This is a genomic window from Radiobacillus sp. PE A8.2 (assembly GCF_045635475.1).
GTDB lineage: Bacteria > Bacillota > Bacilli > Bacillales > Amphibacillaceae > JBJGXI01.
The window spans coordinates 1-22,469 of the sequence record NZ_JBJGXI010000012.1 but is presented as its reverse complement, the minus strand read 5'-3'; the positions used below and the strand labels follow the sequence as shown (position 1 = coordinate 22,469).

At 37.8% G+C, this 22,469-nt stretch carries 19 protein-coding genes; 4 read left to right on the top strand and 15 right to left on the bottom strand.

Annotation, left to right across the window (positions count from 1 at the left end; translation table 11 throughout):
• Positions 1 to 5: 5 nt before the first annotated feature.
• From hisD to ACI6MV_RS08420, 3 genes are read right to left on the bottom strand one after another with little or no spacing between them, the layout of a single operon-like run.
• Positions 6 to 1,292: a histidinol dehydrogenase gene (hisD, locus tag ACI6MV_RS08430; protein WP_407269842.1), complete on the bottom strand. Its 1,287-nt coding sequence runs from the start codon at positions 1,290 to 1,292 to the stop codon at positions 6 to 8.
• Positions 1,292 to 1,909: an ATP phosphoribosyltransferase gene (gene hisG / locus ACI6MV_RS08425; protein WP_407269841.1), complete on the bottom strand. Its 618-nt coding sequence runs from the start codon at positions 1,907 to 1,909 to the stop codon at positions 1,292 to 1,294. Before hisG ends, hisD begins: the two co-directional genes overlap by 1 nt.
• Entirely contained in the window at positions 1,906 to 3,042 is a 1,137-nt protein-coding gene (locus ACI6MV_RS08420) for an ATP phosphoribosyltransferase regulatory subunit (protein WP_407269840.1), read from the bottom strand. Before ACI6MV_RS08420 ends, hisG begins: the two co-directional genes overlap by 4 nt.
• 156 nt (positions 3,043 to 3,198) lie before the next feature.
• On the opposite strand from ACI6MV_RS08420, the gene hisJ reads away from it, so the two are divergent.
• The gene (gene hisJ / locus ACI6MV_RS08415) at positions 3,199 to 4,050 is read left to right on the top strand and encodes a histidinol-phosphatase HisJ (RefSeq protein ID WP_407269839.1); all 852 of its coding nucleotides are present in this window, start codon (positions 3,199 to 3,201) and stop codon (positions 4,048 to 4,050) included.
• 21 nt (positions 4,051 to 4,071) lie between these two features.
• Here hisJ and ACI6MV_RS08410 read toward each other — a convergent pair whose 3' ends face one another.
• From ACI6MV_RS08410 to ACI6MV_RS08385, 6 genes are all read right to left on the bottom strand, one after another.
• On the bottom strand, positions 4,072 to 4,242 hold the full coding sequence (locus ACI6MV_RS08410; protein WP_407269838.1) for a YozQ family protein: 171 nt from the start codon (positions 4,240 to 4,242) through the stop codon (positions 4,072 to 4,074).
• A gap of 49 nt (positions 4,243 to 4,291) precedes the next feature.
• Positions 4,292 to 7,927 (bottom strand): dynamin family protein, encoded by a 3,636-nt coding sequence (locus tag ACI6MV_RS08405; protein ID WP_407269837.1) that lies wholly within the window; start codon positions 7,925 to 7,927, stop codon positions 4,292 to 4,294.
• A 677-nt stretch (positions 7,928 to 8,604) separates the two neighbouring features.
• Entirely contained in the window at positions 8,605 to 9,069 is a 465-nt protein-coding gene (locus ACI6MV_RS08400) for a flavin reductase family protein (RefSeq protein ID WP_407269836.1), read from the bottom strand.
• Positions 9,070 to 9,200: 131 nt separating this feature from the next.
• Positions 9,201 to 11,657 carry a DNA topoisomerase IV subunit A gene (parC, locus tag ACI6MV_RS08395; RefSeq protein WP_407269835.1) on the bottom strand — a complete coding sequence of 819 codons (2,457 nt, stop codon included), beginning with the start codon at positions 11,655 to 11,657 and terminating at the stop codon, positions 9,201 to 9,203.
• Between the two features lie 14 nt (positions 11,658 to 11,671).
• Positions 11,672 to 13,627, bottom strand: coding sequence for a DNA topoisomerase IV subunit B (gene parE / locus ACI6MV_RS08390; protein WP_407269834.1), 1,956 nt, complete (start codon positions 13,625 to 13,627; stop codon positions 11,672 to 11,674).
• Between the two features lie 508 nt (positions 13,628 to 14,135).
• The gene (locus tag ACI6MV_RS08385; RefSeq protein ID WP_407269833.1) at positions 14,136 to 14,555 is read right to left on the bottom strand and encodes a CoA-binding protein; all 420 of its coding nucleotides are present in this window, start codon (positions 14,553 to 14,555) and stop codon (positions 14,136 to 14,138) included.
• A gap of 596 nt (positions 14,556 to 15,151) precedes the next feature.
• Between ACI6MV_RS08385 and plsY the strand changes: the two genes are divergently transcribed.
• The 3 genes from plsY to yidD all read left to right on the top strand — a co-directional run bounded on the left by plsY (position 15,152) and on the right by yidD (position 17,138).
• Positions 15,152 to 15,736 (top strand): glycerol-3-phosphate 1-O-acyltransferase PlsY, encoded by a 585-nt coding sequence (plsY, locus tag ACI6MV_RS08380; RefSeq protein ID WP_407269832.1) that lies wholly within the window; start codon positions 15,152 to 15,154, stop codon positions 15,734 to 15,736.
• 220 nt (positions 15,737 to 15,956) lie between these two features.
• Complete coding sequence (gene folE2, locus ACI6MV_RS08375) at positions 15,957 to 16,886, top strand: GTP cyclohydrolase FolE2 (protein ID WP_407269831.1); 930 nt, start codon at positions 15,957 to 15,959, stop codon at positions 16,884 to 16,886.
• Positions 16,887 to 16,904: 18 nt separating this feature from the next.
• Positions 16,905 to 17,138, top strand: a complete 234-nt coding sequence (gene yidD, locus ACI6MV_RS08370) for a membrane protein insertion efficiency factor YidD (protein ID WP_407269830.1) — start codon at positions 16,905 to 16,907, stop codon at positions 17,136 to 17,138.
• A gap of 19 nt (positions 17,139 to 17,157) precedes the next feature.
• Here the strand turns inward: yidD and rsgA are convergent, their stop codons facing one another.
• From rsgA to ACI6MV_RS08340, 6 genes are all read right to left on the bottom strand, one after another.
• A complete protein-coding gene (rsgA, locus tag ACI6MV_RS08365) occupies positions 17,158 to 18,219 on the bottom strand; it encodes a ribosome small subunit-dependent GTPase A (RefSeq protein ID WP_407269829.1) in 1,062 nt (353 codons plus the stop codon).
• A 288-nt stretch (positions 18,220 to 18,507) separates the two neighbouring features.
• Positions 18,508 to 18,810, bottom strand: a complete 303-nt coding sequence (locus tag ACI6MV_RS08360) for a hypothetical protein (protein WP_407269828.1) — start codon at positions 18,808 to 18,810, stop codon at positions 18,508 to 18,510.
• Positions 18,810 to 19,235, bottom strand: coding sequence for an acyl-CoA thioesterase (locus tag ACI6MV_RS08355; RefSeq protein ID WP_407269827.1), 426 nt, complete (start codon positions 19,233 to 19,235; stop codon positions 18,810 to 18,812). The genes ACI6MV_RS08360 and ACI6MV_RS08355 overlap by 1 nt, the downstream gene beginning before the upstream one ends.
• Complete coding sequence (locus tag ACI6MV_RS08350) at positions 19,232 to 21,520, bottom strand: AAA family ATPase (protein ID WP_407269826.1); 2,289 nt, start codon at positions 21,518 to 21,520, stop codon at positions 19,232 to 19,234. The genes ACI6MV_RS08355 and ACI6MV_RS08350 overlap by 4 nt, the downstream gene beginning before the upstream one ends.
• Before the next feature lie 115 nt (positions 21,521 to 21,635).
• Entirely contained in the window at positions 21,636 to 21,866 is a 231-nt protein-coding gene (tlp, locus tag ACI6MV_RS08345) for a small acid-soluble spore protein Tlp (protein ID WP_407269825.1), read from the bottom strand.
• 11 nt (positions 21,867 to 21,877) lie between these two features.
• A complete protein-coding gene (locus ACI6MV_RS08340) occupies positions 21,878 to 22,021 on the bottom strand; it encodes an acid-soluble spore protein N (RefSeq protein WP_407269824.1) in 144 nt (47 codons plus the stop codon).
• Between the last annotated feature and the right edge of the window lie 448 nt (positions 22,022 to 22,469).

Below are 22,469 nucleotides of genomic sequence, written 5' to 3'. Positions count from 1 at the left end.
TCTCCCTACCTTTCATTATTTAAACGTACTTGAACTGCTCTTGCATGTCCTTCTAACTTCTCTTCTTTTGCAATTTGCATAACTGGTTTAGCTGCATCATTTAACGCCTGCTCGGAATAATATAAAAAGGTTGTTTTCTTTATAAAATCATCAACAGATAGCCCAGATGAGAATCTCGCTGTGCCTGAAGTAGGCAATACATGGTTTGGACCCGCAAAATAATCACCTAACGCTTCTGGCGTGTGATGGCCTAGAAATACAGAACCTGCATGTTTGATCATTCCTAAGTAATTCATAGGGTTATCAAGTTGAATTTCTAAGTGTTCTGGTGCAAGTTTGTTAGACAACTCAAATGCTTCATGAATATCAGTTACTACAACAGCAGCACCTTTATTTGATAGTGATCTTTCGGCAATATCTTTTCTCGGTAGCACTGCACATTGTTTAGCTAGCTCTTCCTTTGTATCCAATATTAATTGTTCAGAAGTAGAAAATAAAAAAGCTCGAGCATTTTGGTCGTGTTCTGCTTGGGCAATTAAATCGGCAGCGACATATGCTGGGTTTGCTGTATCGTCGGCTATGATTGCCACTTCAGATGGCCCAGCGATCATATCAATACCTACATCACCGTAAACTAAAGATTTTGCTGCAGCGACATAAGCATTTCCGGGTCCGACAATTTTGTCTACCGATGGAATAGACTCCGTGCCATAGGCAAGTGCAGCAATCGCTTGTATCCCACCAATTTTATATATTTTTGTTACACCAACGATATCTGCTGCGACGGAAAAAATCGGTGAAATTGTTTCGCCGTTACGTGCTGGTGTAACCATGATCACTTCTTCGACTCCGGCTAGGACTGCAGGTATCGCGTTCATTAATACAGTTGATGGATAGCTTGCCGTTCCTCCTGGTACATAAATACCTACTTTTTCAATCGGACGGTATAACTGTCCAGAAATAACATGTTCATTTACATCCATAAACCGAGAATTTTGCAGTTGTTTACGATGAAAAGCTTTTATGTTTTCTGCAGCCTGTTTGAGTGATTCAATCGTTTCGGGAGCAACTGCTTGCCATGCATTTTCTCTTTCTTCAGCTGTTACTTCCCAACTAGTCGGAACAGCACCATCAAACTTCTCAACATATTTTTTTAAAGCATTGTCTCCATTTGACCGAATCTCGGCAATGACTTGTTTAGCAGTTTCCAATGCTTCATTATCAGTTCCACCTGCTTTACTACCTGTTAAAAAAGCTTGCTGAAATGCTTCAGGTGTATAATTAGGAATCATTACACGCTAACTCCCTTCTGAAAAGATTGAATAACGGGTGCTAGCACGTCGCGTTTAATTTTTAATGATGAGCGATTTGCTATAATGCGTGCACTGAATTGCATAAACTCTTCTTTTACAACCAATCCATTTTCTTTTAACGTTGTTCCTGTTTCTACGATATCTACAATACCATCGGCTAAGCCCAATATTGGCGCTAATTCAACAGATCCCTCCAGTTTGAAAATATCAACGGACTCCCCTTTTTGGCGGAAAAATTCTTTTGTTATGTTTGTATATTTGCTAGCAATTCTTCGTTTTCTGTTTGGCCACTCTTTTCCATCTTCTACTGCCAGTGCCATACGACATTGTCCAAATGGTAAGGGAAACAGACTATACACGTCAGGTTGGAATTCGGCTAATATATCTTCACCAACGATTCCTAAATCAGCAATACCATGCTCGACATACGTAGTTACATCTACACCTTTTGCAAATACGAATAGAAAATCATCGGTTTCAACTCGTAGCTTTCTTCCTTTGTTTTTTAATGGTTCGATATCATAAGAAAGGGATTGAAAATATTCTAAAAATTGCTTTTCCAAGCGCCCCTTTGTTAGTGCAATGCACGGCTTCATACTTCAACCACCTTGTACTGATTATTTTCGTTCACTATTTTTATAATTTTATCATAACGTTGTTGATTAACTAATTCATACTGGACATCAACAATCGCACCCGGGTAACTGCTACGAAGATTTTCTGCATATACATGAGATTCTTCCGATGCTAATATACAAATTCTTTCCCGATTTTCTGAGAAAGATAAGTTTTCAGCAAGTACATCAACATCAAACGCAAGACCAACTGCAGATTTTTTATCTTCAAATTGCTCGTATAATTTATCGTAGCGCCCCCCTGAAAAACATGTAGCACCATTCTCTTTTAAATATCCACGAAACATTGTTCCACAATAATAAGGAAGGTTTTTTACACGTCCTAAATCAACGATAACATCTTCAACTCCAGTTTCCTTCACCACGTTTGCAAGTTGCTTCAAGTGTTGCACAATTGCTAATAGTTTAGGGTTGTTTTGCCATTTTTGTTCATACGATTCTATTACATCAAATGAACCATAAGCCTCGATCACATCAGTTAATTCGGTTGCTTCCCGTTCCGAACCTACCGATGTGACAAGCTGATACACTTCATCGCTTCGTTTATCATGCATTGCCTGACGCAATTTTTCTAATTTTTCTTCACTAATTTCTAAATTCGCTGTTAGTTCTTCAAAAATACCAGTGTGACCGAGTTCAATTAAATAATTGCTTATGTTTAATTCTTTTAAATAAGCAACCGCAGTTAACAGGCACTCACTTTCTCCAAGGAAAATAGGTGTATGGACAATTTCGATTCCTGCCTGACTGCTTTCAATTCCGTCTTTATCTCTGCGAAAAACAGACCCTTGATACGACCATTTTAATTGAGATGGATGCTGTTTCACAAGCGCGCGAGCTATTGCAGCAGTCCAGTCTGGTCGAAGTACTTCAATCTCGCCATCACGATCAAACCATTTCAGCATATTTGTCAGAGACATACCGGCATAAGGGTTGGTAAAAGTTTCTGCATATTCAACTACCGGTGTAGAGATTTGCTTGAATCCACGTTTAAAAGTTAGGTTACGAAATAATTCGTACGCTTTAAATCGATTATTAATGGAATTTCCGATTTCATCTTGGCTTCCTGCAGGTAAAAACATAAATATATTCACGTCCTAATTGTTAGTTCTTTACCACACCATCACTCTACTATGGTAAAGTGTTTTCTGTTACTATGAATCTAACACATATGAAGCACACCGTCAAATACTTTTATTGTTCTTTTTTGTCGATTATGTTTATTATAGTAAAAAGAGGGGGAAATAACGATGCATTTGGTTGGAGATTTTCATATACATTCAAATTATTGCCCGCATGGGACGAATGATCAGATGGAAACTTATGTACAAGCAGCAATAAGTCAAGGTCTGGTGTACTTAACTTTTACAGAACATGCGCCATTACCTGGTGGCTTTGAGGATCCTACTCCAGATCGAGATAGTGCCATGAGTTTGACAGATGTTGAGTCATATATTAAAGAAATTAATCGACTGAAAGATAAGTATAACAATAAAATAACGATTTATGTTGGATTTGAAATGGATTACATTGAAGGTTTTGAATCGGAAACCCGTGCATTTCTTGACCAGTGGGGTCCATTAATAGATGATGCAATCTTATCTGTGCATATGGTAAAGGCTCCTAATGGAGAATATGTTTGTGTTGATTTTAGTGAACAAGAATTTGCCCGAATAATCGAACTGTTTTCTAGTGTTGATGAAGTGTATGCAAGTTATTATCGAACTGTAGATCAAGCCATTCAAGCTAATTTAGGTATTTATAAGCCGAAACGTATTGGCCATCTAACGCTAATTGAAAAGTTTTCTTTAAAATATCCTGCCACACAATCATTTAACGCTGAGATCATCAAGATTCTAGATGCAATGAAGGCTAAAGAGTTAGAACTTGACCTGAACACGGCAGGGTTTTACAAAGAACTTTGCCAAACATCCTATCCAAGTCAGACCGTGATAGAGCTGGCACAATCAAGAAATATACCGTTCGTATTTGGTTCTGATAGTCATACCGCAGAGCACGTCGCTAGAGGATTAGATTTATTACCAAAAGCTGTTCAATTAAATTTACCACAAGGATTAACAACACAATTAGAAAGGTACTAGGCAAATGCCTAGTACCTTTTCTTAATCTAATTTTTGATCTATGGTGCCTTCAAAATAATCATCTTCTACTTGCTCCTGCGTTTCTGCTAAGCCTTGTTCAAATTGCGTTTTTCCTTGATGATTCTTTGGCTCATAGTTCTTTTCTGCTATGTTTTCACTATCTTTGATATCTACTTTATTTTTCTTCGGCATACTGCTCCTCCTCATCAACTTTCTTAACGTTAAGTTGAGTCGAAGAAGGTTATTCTATACCTTCATTTTGCAAAATTTCATCAAAATAATTCAGTTTACTTTGTAATTCTTCTACATCTATTTCTGTCGTGAGTGCATGGGTAAATCCTAGATAGTACTGCTCTATACTATTGCTTGCTTTTTGTTTTACTTCCTCAGCGATTAACTCCCAGTTTTTCTGATAATGTGTGATGATCTTGTTCTGATTTTCTTCTAGATAGTCATTCACATGTGGAGTAAGTATTTCTAGAACACGCTCTTTCATTACTTCTTTTTCATTTTGTTCAAAAAATGCCTTTGGTGTTTTAAACAATTTAAGCGCTGATGCGAATGCTTGTAGTTCTAACGAATCAAAAGCATTTTTAAAACTAGGTGATTTTAGTGAGTTTTCATCAATAGAAGCTAGATCTAATTCTGGCTCTACCGTTTGACACAGGCTATTCAGCTGCTGATTAAACTCCTCTGCTTTCTTGTTAATAAAAGCTTCCATCCGTAATGAAACGGCTCGAAGTTCCTGACTAAGCTCAAACCCAACTTCGTTAATTAACTGTTTAATGTTTGATTTTAGCTGTTCGTTAGCTTCTTTGCCTTTTCCATTAACTGTAGCAGGATTGATATGTTCTTTAAAAACGTCACTAAATTGAATGGTCATTCGTTGACCAACATAATATACTTGTTTATCAATCTTTTGAGAAATTTCCTTCATGTAGTTACTATAGTCGAAAGTGTTAAGTTCATCATAAAGTAATTTCTGCTCGTTTTTGTACGTTACTAATAATGTTTCTTTTTCCTGATTACTTCTCGAAGCAGATGCTATATAGGCTGACAATTGTTTTTGTACGCGACGAATATCATGAACGGCTGATTGCACGAGAATCTCTAGCAATTCTTCTTGCATAAAATGATAAAATGATTCTTCAAATACAGGCATGCCTGATGTGTTAATTGTTTCCGTTCCTTGTTTTGCTTGTAAAGCTTGGTGACTGGAAACAGGGAACATTCTCGGTTTTTGTATACCATATGATTGTAGTTTTTCTTTTACGTAGTTCGTAACAAGATTTAATTCTTGGTCATCTTTGGCTAAATCCTTAGCATTAATCAAGAAAAACATTTTGTCTAAGCTAAACGCGTCCTTTACCCGGCCTAGCTGCTGCAAAAAGGTTCGATCTGCTTTAGAAAAAGCATGATTATAATAAGTTACAAACAAGATTGCATCTGCATTTTTAATATACTCAAAGGCTACATTCGTATGTCTCTGATTAATGGAATCTGCTCCTGGTGTATCCACTAATGTAATCCCTTGTCTCGTTAACGGACAGTCATAAAATAATTCCATCCAATCGACGTAACATGCTAGTGATTCCTCAACGACAAATCTGGGAAACTGGTCGAGAGCTATCGTATTCTGTTTACCTAAGTTAACTTTTACTTCTTGATATCCTTGAATAAGTGCTTGCAAAAATGTATGTTGCTTAACATCTATCTCATTATTATTCGGGATATATTCCTGTTCCAACCAGGTGATCCATTCAGATAAAGCTACACCCTTAGTGTTTTTTGTCTCGGTCATTTGTCTAATTTCTTCAACAATTGCAGCTTCTGTCTTAAATTGTACATTGACAGTCCGGTCAGAATGGACGCTATCAGGAGGACTTATCTTATTAATCGTCGCAGTTGTTGGATTTGGCGACACGGGTAAAATGTTCTCACCGATTAGTGCATTTGCAAACGATGATTTCCCTGCACTAAACGCACCAAATAATGCGACAGTATAATGTCGATTGGCCAAGCGTTGTTGCTTTGTTTCTAAATCATCCTGTATCCCTTTAAATCCAGGCATCTGATCGATTTTTTTTCTTGTTTCTGTTACGTATTTTAGCGCTTGTGCTGCTGATATTTGTTTGTTTTGTTTGTTAGTTTCTTTAATATTAACCTCTTCGATCTCTGAACTGGAGAAAGATGTATCATTGTTGGATTGCTTTTCGTAAAGCACACATTTATTATCTCTTGAATTAATTTTATCTTTAATTGTTGCCAAATCAATTTGAACATTCTGATCTTGTTGCAATTGAAGAATTGTTGCCTGTTCCTCGGAAACACCAGTGTCAATTTCTTTTAGCTTCTGTACGATTTGCTGATAACTTTCCTGTTCCTGTAATTCTTTTTCTAGTTGATTTTGTTCGGTTTGCACGTGGTGGCGAACTGCACCTATAATCTTTTCGTGAATATCTAAAGCTGCGTTTTTAAATGACTTTTTAATATCATTTGCCAGATCATCCGTATAGACGAGTAAATATTCACCCGTCATACTAGCTCCGTGCTTAATTAGCTCGGGAAGTCTTTGTTTTGGATAAGTTATTGTTAGCTGTTGAATAGCATTGAATATCGATTGATCTTGAATTTGTTGATCTTTTGCCACCTGTAACAGCTTTTCTCGTAACTTCCACTCGATATTAGCTTGAACGGAAGACATTAGTGCATCATAGAAGCTATCTAACCGATGTTGTTGCTCTAAGGCAATCTTTTTCTTCGATGAAAATAGACCAGGTTTAAATTTTGTTTGTTGTGATGTTAAGAACGCTTGTGCCAATTCTCTTAATTCAAATGGCATCAAATATGCATTCTTCAATGTATCATCCACCGTGTGGCGGAGTTGATTTTCTACTGTGGTTGGCTTTTGTTTAAGTGTATGAAGCTTTTCCTGCTTCCGTTCAAGCTCCTGAGTAGATAGATCATGTTTTTTAAACGCTTCCAGTTTTTGTACAAGTTCGGCTTTCTCCGTTTGATTAGTTTCTGACAACCAATCGATATATTCATCAATAATTACCGTTAGCGATTGTTCCAACGTATATTCGATCCTGTTCGCTGTCTCTGTCATCAATTCGTGTATTTTATTTTGCAAAACATGTAGCTGATTTCGCTTATGGTCACAATTCTTTAACGAGGTAAAATAAATCGCTTCTGGATGAATGCCCCAAGCGTTCATCGTCTGCTCTACGCTTGTTTGAAAGGCTTCCCATGTTAACTCTTCAGATTTATGCTTATCGATTTGATTAACGATAATATAGAGTGGCTTCCCTTTATCCTGCATTTCTTTTAGGAAATGTAAGTTCACTTCTGATTGAACATGATTGTAGTCCATAACATAAAAAAGTACATCAACAGTATGTAAAGAAGACTCGGTAATCACACGATCGGCATCATTCGATGAATCGATACCAGGTGTATCTAAGATTGCTACGTTCTCTGGTATAGCGTCAGTTCGTTTATGTATGTCAACTCTTGCTATCGCGTCACCATCGGTACAATACTTCTGTAATTGTTCAAGATCATACGGTTCGAGCAATTTCATTGGTTGTTGATTATAAAAGTATATTAATGCGCTTCCATCACCTGACGTAATACTAACCACATTTGCACTAGTTGGAATTGGGCTTTGTGGTAGAATTTCTTCACCAATTAAAAAATTAATCATTGAAGATTTCCCCGCTGAAAAATGTCCAGCAAAACAAATGTTAATCTCTTGGCGGTCTACTTTTTCGATTAAATCAAGTATTTTATTCGCTTGCTCATCATTACCAGCTTGCGCTATTCTGTGATAAATCGCAGCTGCATTGTTTGTTTTTGATAACACGGTTACCCCCATTAGTAACGTATCCCCTTTGTTTAACTTTGTTCTTTATTTTTCTCATTATACTTTTTTCTATAACGATTGACCACCGTCTTTGTTATAAACATCACGTTTTTATAGTATAAACTTCTACATAAAAATAAAACAGACATTAAATCTGTTTTGTTTATAGACTGTTTTATAAAAGGTTTACTTCACAAAATAGCTAAACTCCGTCGCAACTTGGAGAGTGCTAGCACCGCTCCGGAAATCCACTTCGCTTTCCGCGGGGGGCTAGTGAGCCTCCTCGTCGCTTCGCTCCTGCGGGGTCTCACATACGCCACTAGTCCCGCAGGACAAGGAAAGCTACGACAGCGATACATCGCACGAAGAAAATTGGGTTTTATTTTCGAGGAGTCGAAGTGGATTTCCTACGCTCTGAACGGGATTTCTCTTTGCGTCGGGTGATTGGAGCTCCGGGCAGTCGACTCCAGCGGGAATAGCGCGAGCTGAAGATCCACTCAGAAGCGCACTTTGGGACTGCGATTACTCGTCCCACCGAAAACATTTGCTTCTGAGTTAGCTGAAGCCGTGCCCGCGGAAAGCGACTGCTCGGAGCGGAAATCACGAGCACTAAGTTAAGACGCATATCATTTCATTTCTGAAATTTTCATGCAAAAAACTGTACGATTGATAGGAGTACTATAAGTCTATTATTCACGTATTTGATTGTATTTACCACCAAAATATAAGAGTGGTTTTGCGTCATCCATGTTTAGTTCTGTTACTTCTGCAATGAAAATCATGTGATCACCAGCAGTGGCGGTCTCTTTTACGAAACAAGAAAGCGTAACGAGTGAGTCTTTTAAAACTGGATTTCCATCTAACGAGGTGAAATTAATTTTTTCAGGTTTATCCATTTGTTTTGCAAAAATCATTGAATAGTCTTTTTGTTTCTCCGTAAGTACACTTATTCCAAACTGTTTCGTTTTTTGTAATGTTTGGTACAAACTTGCTTTATTATCTATTGAAATAGCAATAAGTTTCGGTTCTAAAGATACCGACATAAATGCATTAACGGTAATACCGTGAACTTCCCCATGTTCGTCTTTCGTGGTAACGACAGTGATGCCTGTTGCAAATTTGCCCATAGCATCTCTAAATAATCGATTATCCATATTATATCCCCTTTAACTAAATCATGTGTGTTGTTAAAAGGATATCACTATTACGTTTTAATTTGAATAAAATTGCTCCACTACTACAGTTGAAGCAAAAAACTCCAATCACTTGATTGGAGTTTACTAAGTTAGTCTTGATTTTCTTCTGGAAATGCTTTTGTATACGATACTACTGGCCAAACATCGATAACTTCACCAACTTGATCGGAATCAATAACAAACGATCCATTGCTAACACGGTCGCTAGCTGAAAGTTCCAACGGGTAAATCGTTTGTATTGGTCCATTGGATGTTGCAAATTGGATGGACTCTGTTTCCTTTACAAGATAAAAACCAACCACTCGATGTGGTTTTCGTTTTAATTCTCTTAGCATAGTTGTTCCCCGTTTTGCACGTGAAGCTTTTTCAAATTCACTAATCTTAATTCGCTTACAAGCGCCACGTTGCGTAACGATTAGTAGACTAGGATGATCGGTAAGGTCATCAAAAACCTGTCCATTGACAACGAATTCATCGTCCTTCAATAGAATTGCCTTTACCCCTGCAGCACGTTGACCGATCGGTGCTACCTCAGATTCGTGGTACCAAAGACTATAACCCTTATTGGAAACGATGAAAATGTCTGAGTGTCCTTCAGTAAGTTGAACACTTAGCACACGATCATCTTTCTTTAAATTAACCGCAATTAGTGCTTTTGAATAACGTTGCGCCTCATAGAGCTTTAATTCACTCCGCTTAATCATGCCATTTTTGGTAATAAACACAAGATATTTTTCTTCAGAAAAATCACGAATCGGAATGGCTTGGATAATCGTCTCGTCTTTGTCGATCGTCACGACGTTCGATATGTGTTGTCCGATATCTTTCCAACGAATATCAGGTAATTCATGAACTGGAGCATAAATATAACGCCCTTTACTTGTAAAAACAAGCAAGGTATCTGTTGTGTTTATTTCAAATAGGGAAACAAGATGATCTCCGTCTTTGATTGCTAAGTCCTCCTCGTTGGACGCCGCATATGATCTCAGACTCGTACGTTTTAAATAGCCATCCTTCGTTACAGAAACGACTACATCCTCGCTAGCTACCATAACCTCTAAATTAATCTTTAACTCTTCTATTTCAGCTTCGATAACTGTTTTTCGGTTATCGGCGTACTTTTTCTTTATTCCTTTTAGATCATTTTTTATCACAGTTAATAATTTGGACTCATTGTTTAGAATCGATTCTAGTTCATCAATCTTCTTTTGAAGCTCACTCGCTTCTTGTTGAAGTGCCGTAATATCAGTGTTTGTTAATCGGTAAAGCTGTAAGTTAACGATTGATTCTGCTTGTGGCTCTGTAAAACCATATGCGGCCATAATTCTATTTTTTGCATCTTGCTTATCCTTTGATGCGCGAATCGTTGCGATTAATTCATCTAAAATTGAAATCGCTTTGATTAAACCTTGTACAATATGCGCTCTTTCCTGGGCTTTACGCAACTCATAGTTAGATTGACGCGTAACAACCTCTTTCTGATGCGCAATATATGACTCAAGCATCGATGATAGGTTTAAGAGCTTTGGTGTCTTATCTTTAATAGCAACCATATTAAAATGGTACATGATTTGGAGGTCGGTATTTTTGTACAAAAAGTTTAAAATTCCAGCACTATCGGCATCTTTTTTTAATTCGATGACAATCCGAAGACCTGTTCGATCTGTTTCATCACGAACTTCAGCGATCCCTTCAACTTTACGATCCATTCGCAATTCATCCATACGTTTAACTAGAGTCGCCTTATTGACTTCATATGGGATTTCATCGATAACAATTTGTTCTCTACTGCTTCGTAACTTTTCTATCTCGGCTCTACCTCGGACAACAATTTTGCCCTTACCTGTTTTATAAGCTTGTTTAATGCCATCGATTCCTTGGATAATACCACCAGTTGGAAAATCAGGACCTTTCATAATTTCGACGAGTTCATCTATCGTAATTGAAGGGTTGTCAATTTTTTTGATGACAGCATCAATTACTTCTCCTAGATTATGAGGAGGTATTTCCGTTGCATACCCTGCAGAGATACCTGTTGAACCATTTACTAATAAGTTAGGAAACTTTGCTGGAAGCACGACCGGTTCATTTATTGTATCGTCAAAGTTTGGTATAAAATCAACCGTTTCTTTATCTATATCACGAATGAGTTCAGAGGCTATACTTGATAGACGCGCCTCGGTATAACGCATCGCTGCAGGTGGATCCCCATCAACACTTCCGTTGTTTCCATGCATCTCAACTAGCACATTTCGAATTTTCCATTGTTGACTAAGACGAACCATTGCCTCGTAGACTGAACTATCACCATGTGGGTGATAGTTACCAATCACATTACCAACGGTTTTCGCAGATTTACGAAACGGTTTATCGTTTGTATTTTTTTCTTCATACATAGCATACAGAATACGCCGCTGTACGGGTTTAAGACCATCGCGGACATCTGGAAGTGCCCGGTCTTGAATAATATATTTACTATACCTTCCGAAGCGATCACCAATCACGTCTTCTAAAGGTAAGTCCAGATACTTTTCTGTTTGTGACAACCGTGTATCCCCCTTTAGGATTGTATATTTTCATTGTCTATAATATTGGTTTCTTCTTCGAGACCAAACTGCACATGGGATTCGATCCACTTTCTTCGAGGTTCTACTTTATCTCCCATTAGCGTTGCAACACGTCGTTCTGCTCTAGCCAGGTCATCTATTTTAACACGAATAAGCGTGCGCGTTTCTGGATTCATTGTCGTTTCCCATAATTGGTCGGCATTCATTTCCCCTAAACCTTTATAACGTTGTAGGATGTAGCCGTTTTTCATTTCGTTTGCTGCTTTACGCATTTCTTCCTCATTCCACGCATATTTAATTTGTTCTTTCTTTCCTTTACCTTTGGATATTTTATAAAGTGGTGGTAAAGCAATATAAATTTTGCCAGCTTCGATTAGCTGACGCATATATCGATAGAAAAAGGTGAGTAATAATACTTGAATATGCGCACCGTCGGTATCAGCATCGGTCATGATAATAATTTTGTCATATGCAACATCATCTAGATTAAAATCACCGCCAACACCTGCGCCTATCGTGTGAATAATCGTAGAAATCTCTTCATTCTTAAAAATATCAGCGAGTTTAGCTTTTTCCGTATTGATTACTTTTCCTCGCAATGGAAGTACAGCTTGGAATTTACGATCTCTTCCTTGTTTCGCTGAACCACCAGCAGAATCACCCTCAACTAAATAAAGTTCATTTTTATCTGGGTTACGCGACTGTGCAGGTGTAAGTTTTCCGCTTAAAATAGAGTCTCTACGCTTTTTCTTTTTACCTGTGCGCGCTTCTTCTCTAGCTTTTCGTGCTGCTTCACGGGCTTCTTTTGCACGTACTGCTTTTTTGATGAGCATACCCGAGATATCCGGATTTTCCTCTAAAAAGTAGGAAAGGTTTTCAGAAATAATGGAATCAACAGCAGAACGTGCTTCTGAAGTTCCTAATTTCCCCTTCGTTTGGCCTTCAAACTGAAGCTTTTGTTCTGGTATACGAACCGAAACAATTGCTGTGAAGCCTTCACGAATATCGCTTCCTTCTAAATTTTTATCTTTTTCTTTTAGCATGTTCGTCTTACGCGCATGATCGTTAAAGATCCGAGTAATTGCTGCTCTAGTTCCAGATTCATGGGTACCACCGTCTTTTGTACGTACGTTATTAACAAAAGATAACATGCTTTCTGCATAACCATCGTTAAATTGAAATGCGAACTCTACTTCAATATCTTGGTTTTCACCCTCAAAAAAGACTACCGGATGAAGCGAGTCTTTCTCTTCATTTAAATAGGCAACAAATGATTTTAAACCATCAGGATATTGATACGTTTCATCTGCATCGTTTCTTTCATCGATCACTTCAATTTTTAAACCTTTCAGCAGAAAAGCTGATTCACGCAATCGTTCAGATAACGTTTCAAACTGATATGTTGTTGATGAAAATACAGTTGGATCTGGCTTGAAATGGATTGTTGTACCTGATTTATTCGTCTTTCCTTTTTTCTCAAGTGTTGTAACTGGGACACCACCGTTTTCAAAACGTTGATAATAGGTAAATCCATCACGGTAAATGGTAACTTCTAGCAGCTCTGATAAGGCATTAACTACTGATGCACCTACACCGTGAAGTCCACCACTTGTTTTGTAGCCACCTTGACCAAATTTCCCTCCTGCATGAAGTACAGTGAAGATTACCTCTGGTGTTGGTCGGCCTGTTCTATGCATCCCTGTAGGCATTCCTCTTCCTTGGTCTTGAACAGTAATACTATTATCTTTATGTATAATGACGCGAATAAGCTCACCAAATCCTGCCAATACTTCATCTACCGCATTATCGACTATTTCATATACAAGATGGTGAAGCCCACGAGCGTCGGTACTACCAATGTACATACCTGGACGTTTTCTAACGGCCTCTAATCCTTCTAAAACTTGAATCGAGTCATCAGAATATTGCGTTGTTGTTTGTTTAACCACTAAGCTCCCCGGCTCCTTTCTTTCCTTATCTAACATCTTAGAACAGATGTTTGACTGTGTAAAGGCTGTTCCAAATTATACTTTTCCTATTTTAGCTTGTTTTTGGCGAATCGCAAATAGATTTCTGAAAGTTATACGTTATAATATTATAGCCAAAATAAAAAACCCCTGCAAAAACAGGAATTTTCTTATAAGATAATATTTGTGCGTGTGCCTAGCTCCGAACGCTAGAAACTTGGCGAATTCACGAATCGCCTTCGATAAGTCATCATCGATTCGCAAGCTCATCGTGATTCCTTTATCTTTAGTCGATTCGCTCCAGTCGCTACGTTTCTGAACGGCGCTCTGCGCTTTTCTTGTGTCTAGTTCAGAGCGCCAGAAACATGGCGACTTCACGAATCGCCTTCGATAAGTCATCATCGATTCGCAAGCTCATCGTGATTCCTTTATCTTTAGTCGATTCGCTCCAGTCGCTACGTTTCTGAACGGCGCTCTGCGCTTTTCTAAACTACTTACCTATCGTTAACGCGTGTGCAACTTTAATACACAAATCCATGAGTACAGTAAAATCGTGCTCTTTTAAATACTGATAAGCTTCCTCGTTATAAATACCTTGCTGCGCCCAAAAAACGCGGGCATCCGTTTTAACTGCTTCTTTAGCTAGATCGGGTAAATATTCTGAGCGGCGGAACACATTAATAATATCAATGTCATCTTTCACATCGCTTAATGACGGGTAAGCCTTCTCTCCTAAGGAAGAATCAATGTGCGGATTAACCGGTATAATTTTATATCCTGCTTGCTGCATGGCTCTAGCTATTTGATAAGATGTTCGATCCGACGAATTTGATAATCCAACTACAGCTATTGTTTTCGCGTTTTCGAGAATTTCTTTTAATTGTTCTTTTGGTGGTTGTGTGTAAGACATAATTACTCCTTTCAGATTGTTATCAGATATGTGATAAATTCAAGTCATCAATTTCAAGTTTATTTGCAATCTTATATTAGATTGTTGTTATTGCGCAAATTAGCTAAACTCCGTCGTAAGGCAGTGCACGTGATTTCCGCTCCAATCACCCGACGCAAGAAGAAATCCCGTTAGTAGCGGAGGAAATCCACTTCGACTCCTGAGGCCCGGCAAGGGTCATGCAGGCGTTGTCCGACAAGGACGGTTTTAGCCTGTAATCCTTAAGAAGTGGCCTAAGTGAGACCCCGCAGCGCGAAAGCGCGAGGAGGCTCACTAGCCCCCGCGGAAAGCGAAGTGGATTTCCGGAGCGGTGCAAGCACTATCCAAACTACGACGGATTTTTACTTCAATCGAGAACCAAATAAGCAACAAATTTCACAAAAAAGAGCCATTTTTTATAATTTACTTATTTTCTTTCTTATTACTTGTATTATACTGTATTATGGTTACTAAATACTTAATTTTTGTTTTCCCTTTAAGAAACATATCAAAACACTTAAGCTATTTCGTGATAAAATGAATTTGGCAAGCACTATACATAAAAGGAGTATGTTCATATGGAATATTTTTTATTTGCAATTATTGCTTATCTTATCGGTTCCATCCCTTTTGCACTTATAGTTGGTAAAGTAGGATATAAAATTGATATTAGAGAGCATGGAAGTGGTAATTTAGGTGGAACAAACACTTTTCGAGTATTGGGAGTCAAAGCCGGAATTATTGTTACACTAGCAGACATTCTAAAAGGAACATTAGCAGCACAACTACCAAATTTAATTGGTTTTAATGAAATTAATCCATTAATTATCGGTATTGTTGCAGTTGTAGGACATATGTATCCAGTGTTTGCTAGGTTTAAAGGTGGAAAAGCAGTCGCAACATCTGGTGGAATTATTTTAGCAGTAAACCCACTGTTGTTTCTAATTATGTTAACGTCATTTTTTATCGTATTATATCTTTCTAAGTATGTATCTTTGGCATCAATGGTGACAGGTGTAGTGACCGTTTTTGTTACGATTATCCAACAAGAATTCGGGTTAATGGTGGTTGTATCTATTTTAACTATCTTTGTTTTCTATCGACATCGCGCCAATATTAAACGGATAATAGACAAAACGGAACCTAAAATTAAGTGGATGTAATAGTGATAGAGATTGTTTAAAAAGGTCTAATCTTGAATGATTAGGCCTTTTTCTTCTTTTCTTTCTCTATTTTAAATACGAATATCATTCCTTTCGTAAGCTAACAAATCAATAATATTGTCTCTAAACAGGTGAAAAAAATTGAATAATAGTCGGTTGTTAAGTATACTTTGAAATATCCATGAAATTTCCCTAATTTAGTTGAAAGGAGTCAAACTAAATGAGTATTAACGTCAAACACAAGAAAAATTTACCGAAAAAAATCGATCGACATAAATTATTTGGCTCTGTAGATGCAGGACCAAAAACAAAGCCTGTTGAAAAAGATCAGATGGCTGATTTGCAAAATACAAAAAAAGATTTTTTATTTGATATAGATGCTGTAGGTATTTCCAATGTTAAGCATCCAATTCATGTTACAAGTAATACGGAACCCAAATTACAATCTACCATTGGTACGTTTCGTTTCACTTCCAGCATTAGTAAGGATAGCAAAGGAACGAACATGAGTCGATTCACTGAGCAATTGCATGAATATTATCAAGCTGGATTTGTTATTAATCTGGATACGTTAAAAAAATTTGCAAAAGATTTAGCTGTTCGTTTAAAACAAAAAGATGCAGAAATAGAAGTAACATTCCCATGGTTTTTTGAAAGAAAAGGGCCATCATCAGAGCTGACTGGCATGAATCACGCCGATGCGACGATTAAAGTAAATTATGATTTAGATGTAGGATATACCACATTGGTGAGCTTATCTGGCACGATCACTACGCTTTGCCCCTGCTCAAAGGAAATAAGCGAATACAGCGCTCACAACCAACGTGGCAATGTAACAATGGCTGTAGAGCTTACAGAAGACTATGACGACACAAATGAGGACTGGAAAGAAATCCTACTAGAAGCAGCCGAAAGTAATGCTAGTGCGCGTATTCATCCAGTTTTAAAACGACCTGATGAAAAAATGGTCACAGAGCAGGCATTTGAGAACCCACGATTCGTAGAGGATATTGTCCGCTTAGTCGCCGCTGACTTATATGAAATTCCTTTTATACAAAAGTTTACTATTTCTTGTAGGAACGAAGAGTCGATTCATTTACATGATGCAGTAGCATCACTTAGTTATGATAAAGCCGACGAAAAAGAGTAATGTAAAGAAGGAATAAAAATGAAGCACTTGTTTATCCTGATTATTAAATTTTACCAGAAAGCGATTAGTCCGTTCACGCCACCGAGCTGCAGATTTCTTCCTACTTGTTCACAGTACGGAATCGAGGCTTATCAACGTTTTGGGGCGCTCAAAGGCACCTATTTGACAGTAAAGCGCGTCCTTAAGTGCCACCCTTTTCATCGTGGTGGCTTTGATCCTGTACCAGAAAAAACAAAAAAACACAGACCATAATTCGGCCTGTGTTTTTTTATTACTTGCGATGCACTCTTGTGCGATCGCCGGCAATTTTCTTCCACTTTTTTCTTTCTTCTAGCTGGGCTCGTTTGTCATTTTTCCGAGCCACATATTCTAGTTCCTTTTGCAATTTTTGATAGCTCTTTAACCGATCTTCGGCTAATTGATCATCTTGAATGGCTTGTTGTACCGCACAACCAGGTTCATTAACATGTAAGCAATCACGGAATCGACACGCTTCTGCCAGTGTCTTTATGTCATCAAAATTACCGTCCATCTCATGATTTGATTCCCACAATTGCAATTCTCTCATACCAGGAGTATCGATCACGATACCACCTTGTGGTAAAACAATTAATTCCCGATGTGTTGTTGTATGTTTTCCTTTATCATCATCAGTTCTTATAGCTTGCACTTGTAAGATTTCATTTCCAAAAAGTTTATTTGTTAAGGTAGACTTTCCTGCACCAGATGAACCTAATAAAGCAATTGTTTTTCCTTCTTGCAAATATGGCTGAAGTTGATCCATACCACTATGCTTAGTCGCACTTATTGCTAAAATTGGTACTCCGAATGCTACTTGATCCACTGCGGCAATTTTATCTTCAATATCATTACAAAGATCGCTTTTTGTTAGTACAATTACTGGATTAGCTCCGCTTTCCCATGCCATTACTAAATATCGTTCAATTCTGCGCACATTTAAATCTTTATTTAAAGCATTTACTAGAAATATCGTATCTATATTCGTTGCTATTATTTGCTCTTCTGTTACTTCCCCAGCAACTTTTCTAGAAAACTTACTAACCCTTGGTAATATATGGTGAATCGTTGATTTATTTTCTTCTTGACGAGCTTTGATTATCACCCAATCACCTACCGCGGGATAATCAACTCTACTATTCGCATCATACATAAACTTACCAGATACTTCTGCTAATAATTCACCTGATTCGGTCAGAACACCGTACATTTGCTTATGCTCTTTACACACTCTTGCTACTTGAAAACCTGCTTGCACGTATGGTAACGCTTCTTGTTCTATTGTTTGATTATATCCTAATTGCGTTAATTTCACTTACTAAAACCTCCTGTGGATTAATAAAAGAGACCAATGCTATTGCAGCACGGTCTCCGACAGATTATTGTCATATTGTTGATAACCGTGATCGTTGACACAGTCCACGGCAAAAATCCATTAAGAGTAGAAGGTAATATTTATCCGTTGGGCTGTGTCATAAATACAATTTTTTGAGTTGATCTTTTGAACATATTCATAACACATACCCCCTTTTTATTAGCTTATTTTTATTATACTCTTATTTTCAGAAAAGTAAATATTACAAATTTATATTTGTCACCCATTTTATAATAAATTAAAACGTTCTAATTGCTTCCATTGCTCTTCATGTAACAAGATTGCTCGTTGTCTTTCCCCAAATAGATCAAAATGAGGATATTTCGGGTCATCGTGAATCCATCTTTTATCAAGCTGATACTGCTTACCCCATGCAATTAGTTTATCAAGATCGGAACACCCCACCTTTGTGACCGTATCACAACCAGGAAATCTTTGATCCAGCCAATAATGGGTTAAAAAAGCGATCTCGCCGTGCTTCACCTTCGCCTTCCATGCCATTAATTCCTCACGCTTAACACCAAATGCCATTAAACTTCCACACCAAAGGCTTTTTCATATGCGCGATGCCAATCTGGGAAAGATCTTCTCAGTGAAACCGGACGAAAGCTGTCTTTTTTTACGATCACGTGCTGGGATGTTCCTGTTACAGCAATATTTCCTTCCGGGTCTGATATTTGATAAGCGTATGTTGTCCTTAAGCCATCATAACTTTCCAACCATGTCTTCACACTAGCTTCTTGTCCATAACGAATCGGTTGTTTAAAGGACATTTGCACGTCAATAACAGGAGCAACGATACCTTGCTTTTCCATTTCATAATAGCTTAGCCCTAATTCCTCGATAAATGCTGTTCGACCTATTTCAAACCATACTAAATAATTTGCATGATAAACAACGCCCATTTGATCTGTTTCTTGGTAACGAACTTTTACTTTAGTTTCGGCAATTGTCATTTTTTGTTCCCCCTAATCGTATTCCAAGCATTTTTGAAATCATCTTCTGTTAGTAATTGAAAATGCTGCATCTGATTGTTGCTTATCGCATTTTCCATTCGTAGCGCTTGAAATTGGATCGCTTCATCTATTAAATTAACGATAAAGCGAGCATTACCTTCCACTTGACTGTTTTCTAATTGCATAGTTAAATACGCCCAAGCTTGTTCATCTAATTCATATTGATAGCGTGCTGTATGGAAGGACGTTATTTGCAGAAGTTCATCGGCCTGATAATCTTCAAATGAAAAATATTTCTTAAATCTCGACTCTAATCCTGGATTACTTGAAATAAATCGTTCCATTTCACGTTTATAGCCTGCTAATATGATAACCAAATTCTCATTATGTTTGGTCATTTCATCAACAAGGGTATCGATTGCTTCTTTACCAAAATCATCATGTCCGCGAAATAATGAATATGCTTCATCAATAAACAATACGCCGCCAAGCGCTTCTCGTACTTTCTGTTTCGTTTTTATCGCTGTCTGACCAACATACCCTGCTACTAAATCGCTCCTAGAAGCAAATACAACATGACCTCTTTTAAGTAAGCCGCATTTCTTCAGTATGCTTGAATAAACATTAGCTACAGTTGTTTTTCCTGTACCAGGATTACCGGAAAATACAGCGTGCAATTGTACAGGTACAGTAGGTAGTCCATTTTGCTTTCGCTGTTGTTGTAATCTTACAAAGGATGATAATTTCTTCACTTCCTGTTTCACATTATTTAAACCAACGAGCTGTTCAAGCTGCTGCATAGGCTGTTGATTTGAATCCTTTTCTTCCATGAAATCTAAATCAGCGCTATCTATTCGCATATGCTCGATCCAATTATCATTGCTTTTCAATGTTTTGGCTGCACCTTTTTTAAAGATCGCTTTTAACACCAAATCCTTTACCGTACGAGCATTACCGAACGTATCATCTACTTTTGATTGTTCAATTAAACCAGAAAATGTATGTAAGGCTTCTTCTGTAAAGAAATAATCATTACTTAATGCCGTAGTTTCAGCAATTTGTAATAGCTCCTCCACATTAAAATTAGGTAGAGATATATGATTTTGTTCGGGAAAACGACTACGTAATCCTGGATTAGACCAAAGAAATTGCCTCATCTCTTCCGGATACCCCGCTAAAATGACAGCGAAACGATTGGCATATTCCTTACTGGTCATACTTGAAACCAATGTGTCGATAACCGCTTGACCATAATCGTTTCCAGTCTGTCCCTCGCGTCGTAAACTATATGCTTCATCAATAAATAAAATCCCACCGAGTGATTGTTTTACGTAGCTCATTGTATTTTCTTCACTTTGTCCCAGATATGAACCTACAAGATGAGATCTGTTCACCTCTGTTACTACATTTGTATCCAGCAGTCCTAAATCATAATAGATTGATGCAAGTAGCCGTGCTATTGATGTTTTACCTGTACCTGGATTACCAGTAATAATCATATGTAATCCTGGTTCATCGACCATATGAAATCCTAATTGTTTTCGTTCCTGCTGATATTTTAAATAATAATAATATTGGTGAATGTATTTTTTAATATCATGAAGCCCAATCATCTTATCTAATTGCTCTAATGGATCACTGTGTACCGATTGTTTAAATACATCAGGAAGGTGATCGTAAAGACTGATGCGCAATTGTATAATTTCTTTTACTTGATTATTCAAATCTTGAACAGGCACGGCATTTCTTTTGTTTTCTAACAAGGAAATGGACTCCGAAAGTGTGTCAGAAAGGTGTTGTAGCTTAGATACAATAGAATCAAACACAGTCGAAAGGTGTGATTTATTTTGTGACTGCTTTTGGTGCATTTTATTTGTTTGTTGAAATATCTTATCTAATTCATCGTGTAATTCATTCATTTTCTTTAATTTTGCCGGATCAAAATCGGTTTCCCTTATCGACCATTGATTCAATTTGATCTGGGATAAAGCGGAATAAAAATGAAAGAACTGTTTCAAATGCTTTAGTTCTGCCAAGATTAATGGTTCTGTATCGATATTTTCAGCTTCGATTAGTAATTTATTTGTCATTTGATCGTCATTGAAGTTCCGCTTTAATCTATAGAAAGCAAGTATTGTGTAAAGAATTGCTAAGGACTGATCAGATATATTCAACTGCTGCTGTTTTACTTGATCTAACATCCGTAAAGCTTCTACTTCCTTCAAAGGTGGGTATTGCTGAATCGATTCCCATGATTCAATTTTTTCTTGTAGTTTTTGTCCCAAATTTAAGCCGCCCCCTTCTGCTTGTATTTTATCATAGCCAAGTAAGGAAAGTGGATTAACTTGCTTATTTGATGAAGAAGAGCCCGCTTAACTTAAGTTAAGTGGGCTCACAGAATTAATGTTGTTGATCGCGATATTCATCTTTTATTTCATTTCTCATTGCTTCGATCGATTCTTCACGACGAGCATTTTTATACTTGATTTTTTGTTTTTCATCTTCAGAGGCAAAGCGCATTGTTTCATGAGCAGCTTCTAAATTTTCAATCGTATTTTGAATCATATGCTTAAGCTTGTGAACATTATCGCTTCTGTCGTCTGGGTTCGGTTGGGTGTTATGCTCGCTCATCAAATACCTCCCTAATGACCTTTTGTTTGGATTACTTGAGGCTTTTCTCCGCCTTGAACTTGCATTTGTTTTCCCTTGTTTCCTCCAGCTTCACGATTACGTGTTCCTGGATGGCTTGGTACCCAAGGCTTTGGATTACTTTTTGGATTTCCCATCTTGCATCCCCTTTCTTTTAGGATGTCAAGTGTAGTATTTGTAGAACAAGCACGCCTATTCCATCCTTAATTTAGGAAAGCAAGAGTGCAGACGCCTTTTCACTTCCGAACATTAAGCGCAGTAAACGCTGTAATACTCATATTGTCAAAGGCTCTGTTCTTAAAGTTTGTTGCTTTTTAAACTTCATAGTTGAAGTAACCTCCATCGTAGTACTCGTGATTTCCGCTCCGGGCAGTCGCTTTCCGCGGGCACGGCTTCAGCTAACTCAGAAGCAAATGTTTTCGGTGGGACGAGTAATCGCAGTCCCAAAATGCGCTTCTGAGTGGATCTTCAGCTCGCGCTGTCCCGCAGGAGTCGACTGCCCGGAGCTCCAATCTCCCGACGCAAAGAGAAATCCCGTTAGCAGCGGAGGAAATCCACTTCGACTCCTGCGGGACTAGTGGCCTA

Bases quoted from the DNA above. Each gene is read 5' to 3' on its own strand.
- ACI6MV_RS08385 (WP_407269833.1), bottom strand. From the start codon at position 14,555: ATGTCTTACACACAACCACCAAAAGAACAATTAAAAGAAATTCTCGAA.
- yidD (WP_407269830.1), top strand. From the start codon at position 16,905: ATGAAGCACTTGTTTATCCTGATTATTAAATTTTACCAGAAAGCGATT.
- folE2 (WP_407269831.1), top strand. From the start codon at position 15,957: ATGAGTATTAACGTCAAACACAAGAAAAATTTACCGAAAAAAATCGAT.
- ACI6MV_RS08410 (WP_407269838.1), bottom strand. From the start codon at position 4,242: ATGCCGAAGAAAAATAAAGTAGATATCAAAGATAGTGAAAACATAGCA.
- ACI6MV_RS08360 (WP_407269828.1), bottom strand. From the start codon at position 18,810: ATGGCATTTGGTGTTAAGCGTGAGGAATTAATGGCATGGAAGGCGAAG.
- ACI6MV_RS08340 (WP_407269824.1), bottom strand. From the start codon at position 22,021: ATGGGAAATCCAAAAAGTAATCCAAAGCCTTGGGTACCAAGCCATCCA.
- ACI6MV_RS08355 (WP_407269827.1), bottom strand. From the start codon at position 19,235: ATGACAATTGCCGAAACTAAAGTAAAAGTTCGTTACCAAGAAACAGAT.
- hisJ (WP_407269839.1), top strand. From the start codon at position 3,199: ATGCATTTGGTTGGAGATTTTCATATACATTCAAATTATTGCCCGCAT.
- plsY (WP_407269832.1), top strand. From the start codon at position 15,152: ATGGAATATTTTTTATTTGCAATTATTGCTTATCTTATCGGTTCCATC.
- ACI6MV_RS08405 (WP_407269837.1), bottom strand. From the start codon at position 7,927: ATGGGGGTAACCGTGTTATCAAAAACAAACAATGCAGCTGCGATTTAT.
- hisG (WP_407269841.1), bottom strand. From the start codon at position 1,909: ATGAAGCCGTGCATTGCACTAACAAAGGGGCGCTTGGAAAAGCAATTT.
- tlp (WP_407269825.1), bottom strand. From the start codon at position 21,866: ATGAGCGAGCATAACACCCAACCGAACCCAGACGACAGAAGCGATAAT.
- hisD (WP_407269842.1), bottom strand. From the start codon at position 1,292: ATGATTCCTAATTATACACCTGAAGCATTTCAGCAAGCTTTTTTAACA.
- ACI6MV_RS08400 (WP_407269836.1), bottom strand. From the start codon at position 9,069: ATGGATAATCGATTATTTAGAGATGCTATGGGCAAATTTGCAACAGGC.